Annotated in this window: 3 protein-coding genes and 1 pseudogene; 3 read left to right on the top strand and 1 reads right to left on the bottom strand. The window is 60.7% G+C overall.

The window, feature by feature from the left end:
• Positions 1 to 39 precede the first annotated feature (39 nt).
• The 3 genes from rpsU (at position 40) to rarD (ending at position 1,967) form a co-directional block, all read left to right on the top strand.
• Positions 40 to 243, top strand: coding sequence for a 30S ribosomal protein S21 (gene rpsU, locus VZ95_RS09995; protein WP_045775716.1), 204 nt, complete (start codon positions 40 to 42; stop codon positions 241 to 243).
• Between the two features lie 126 nt (positions 244 to 369).
• Entirely contained in the window at positions 370 to 963 is a 594-nt protein-coding gene (locus VZ95_RS09990) for a malonic semialdehyde reductase (RefSeq protein ID WP_045775715.1), read from the top strand.
• Positions 964 to 1,064: 101 nt separating this feature from the next.
• Positions 1,065 to 1,967, top strand: a complete 903-nt coding sequence (gene rarD / locus VZ95_RS09985) for an EamA family transporter RarD (RefSeq protein WP_045775714.1) — start codon at positions 1,065 to 1,067, stop codon at positions 1,965 to 1,967.
• 78 nt (positions 1,968 to 2,045) lie between these two features.
• Here rarD and rpsD read toward each other — a convergent pair.
• Positions 2,046 to 2,659, bottom strand: a pseudogene (rpsD, locus tag VZ95_RS09980) (30S ribosomal protein S4).
• Positions 2,660 to 3,087 lie beyond the last annotated feature (428 nt).

Raw genomic sequence — 3,087 nt, 5'->3', positions numbered from 1 at the left:
GGTTCCATCGATCAAGTTTAAAGGGGCGTGAGTTAAACCGTGCATGTGATCGTCCGCGACAATAATGTCGATCAAGCCCTGCGCGCGCTGAAGAAGAAAATGCAGCGTGAAGGGATTTTCCGTGAAATGAAGTTGCGTCGTAATTTCGAGAAGCCCTCGGAACGTCGGGCGCGCGAACAGGCTGAAGCGGTTCGCCGCTATCGCAAACTGCTGCGTAAGCGGCTGGAACGCGAAGGCTTCTAAGCCCAGCTTTTTCCCAGCCCCTGCTTCAAGGGGCCTCGGAACGGCATGGTAACCGCCCTGGAGTTTCTCCTGGGCGGTTTTGTCGTTTTCGGATTCAACTAAGAACTTTTCTGAAAGGGAGGCTTTATGTCCGAACCTCTTGCCACAAGCGCACTCGCGGCCCTCTTCACCGAGGCCCGCACCCATCGTGCCTGGACCGATGCGCCGGTGAGCGATGAAACCCTGCGCGCCGTCTACGATCTCGCCAAATGGGGGCCGACCTCCGGTAACTGCTGCCCGATGCGGCTGGTCTTCGTCCGCAGCCCCGCGCAGAAGGCGAAGCTGGTCGCCCTTGTCTCACGCGGCAATCGCGCCTCGGTGGAAGCCGCGCCGGTCACAGCGCTGATTGGCGTCGATCTGGAGTTCTATGAGCATTTCGACCTATTGGCCCCCGGCTCCAATGCCAAAAGCTGGTACGATCCGACCAATGAGCGCGCGATTTCGGACGCGGCCCGGCAGAGTGGATCGCTTCAGGGCGGCTATTTCATCCTCGCCGCCCGGGCGCTGGGCCTCGATTGCGGTCCGATGGGCGGCTTTGATGCGGCGGGCATTGACGCAACCTTCTTCGCCGGCACGCCCTACCGCATCAATTTCATTTGTGCCTTAGGCTATGCCGACGCCAGCAAACTCCGCCCGCGCGCGGCGCGCTTCGCCTTCGATCAGGTGGCGCAAATTCTCTAACGCCGCGTGCGGGAAACGCCGAGGCTGACCCGCAGGTTTCGCAGGAAAACTTTTGCGGAGGGCTCTGTTAGGGTTTTTCCTTAACAGAGTTTAGGTGCCTGATGCCCCCCTCCGCCGCCCCGCCAACCGCAGGCTATCTTTACGCCCTCCTGGCCTTTGGCTGCTGGGGGCTCGCCCCCGTCTACTTCCGCTTGCTGGACGCGGTGCCCACGCCGGATATGCTGGCGCATCGCATCGTCTGGACGCTGCTGGCCCTTGCCCTCATCGTCGCGGTCAGCGGGCGCTTGCGGCAGGTTCTGGCGACCGCCCGGCAGCCAAAGCTATTGGGGCGGTTGGTAATCTCCGGCGTGTTGATCTCAACCAACTGGGGCGTTTGGCTCTGGGCGATCAGCAACGGCCATATGCTCGACTCCAGCCTGGGTTATTACATTAATCCGCTGGTGAATGTCGTGCTCGGGATGTTGGTGCTCAAAGAGCGCCTCACGCCCCGCCAGGGCATCGCCGTTGCCATTGCGGCGGTGGGGGTGGTTGGGTTGGTGCTCGGCGGCGGCCATTTCCCCTGGATCGCGCTGACGCTCGCCATCAGCTTCGGGCTCTACGGCTTGATGCGCAAACTGACGCCGGTCGACCCCTTGGTCGGGCTATTTTTCGAAACGCTGCTGGTCTTCGGCCCCTGTTTCGCCTGGCTCGCGTGGCGCGGCGTCAGCGACCCTGCTGGGCTGGATGCGATCTTCCCGTCGGCGGGGCTCTCGGCCCTGCTGGTGGGCACCTCCATCGTCACCATTGTGCCGCTGGTGGCCTTCGTTGCCGCCGCGCGCCGCCTGCCCTATGCCACCGTGGGGATTTTCCAATATATCGCCCCCTCGGGCCAGTTCCTGCTGGGGATTACCATCTACGGCGAAACCTTCACGCAGGGCCATGCAATTGCCTTCGGCTGCATCTGGCTCAGTCTTGCGCTCTATACAAGCGAGCTGGTGCGCAAAGCCCGAATGGCGACAGCGTAGCGGCACGCCCCTCCCAAAAAGGAAAACCCCCGCCGAGGCAGCCTCGGCGGGGGTTTTTGATCCTGAGATCGGTCGCGATTAACGCGAGTAGAATTCGACCACGAGGTTCGGTTCCATTTGCACCGGATACGGCACATCGGCCAGCTTCGGCGCGCGCAGGAACTTGCCCTTGGCGTTGGCTTGATCGTAATCGTAATAATCCGGCACGTCGCGTTCGCCGGAAGCCTGGGCTTCCATGACCACGGCCATTTGCTTGGCCTTGCTGGTCAATTCGATCACATCGTTATCGCTGATCTGATAGGAGGCGATGTTGACGCGCTTGCCATTCACCTTCACATGGCCGTGGCTCACGAGCTGACGGGCCGCGAAGGGGGTGACGGCGAACTTCAGGCGGTAGACGACCGCATCCAAACGGCGCTCCAGCAGACCGATCAGGTTTTCGCCCGAATCGCCCTTACGGCGCACGGCTTCCTGATACAGCTTGCGGAACGCGCGCTCGCCGATATTGCCGTAATAGCCTTCAGCTTCTGCTTCGCCTGGAGCTGGGTGCCGTAGTCGGTCGGCTTCCGACGACGCTGACCATGCTGGCCGGGGCCGTATTCGCGCTTGTTCAGCGGCGACTTGGCGCGGCCCCAGAGGTTGACGCCCAGACGGCGATTGATCTTGTATTTCGCTTGGATACGCTTCGACATAGCAGCTCTCACCGAATAAAAATTACCGAGCCTTCGCGTGCTGACTCCCATAGACCTATGGGAGCTAGAAACGCCCTGCCGGGCATTCCTCGCGGAAGAGGCGGCTTCATACCCCTCCTCACCGGCAGCGTCAAGCAAAACCGCCCCGAGGCCTGTTTTGGGTTTCCTGCGCTTGATTGAAAGTCTATAACCCGGCGTCCTATGCCATTTTTTTAAGCGCGACGGTCGATTTTAAAGGTTTCTAAAGCGAGGTAGACCATTTTATTTGCATACTCTCTTCTACGTTCGGATCGCATCATGAGACAGGAGTAGCTGATGAGCGCCCCTCTGCAACGCCTTTATCGCGGCATCCTGCTCGGCGTTGCCTTGATCCTGCCGGTTAAAGCCAGCGCGGCCTTGGAGTTGATTACTGGCAACGATTATGTCCC

It is taken from the genome of Elstera litoralis (genome assembly GCF_000963705.1).
GTDB classification, from domain to species: Bacteria; Pseudomonadota; Alphaproteobacteria; order Elsterales; family Elsteraceae; genus Elstera; species Elstera litoralis.
Note: the sequence above shows the minus strand (reverse complement) of the source record. Positions and strands in the feature narration are given on the sequence as shown.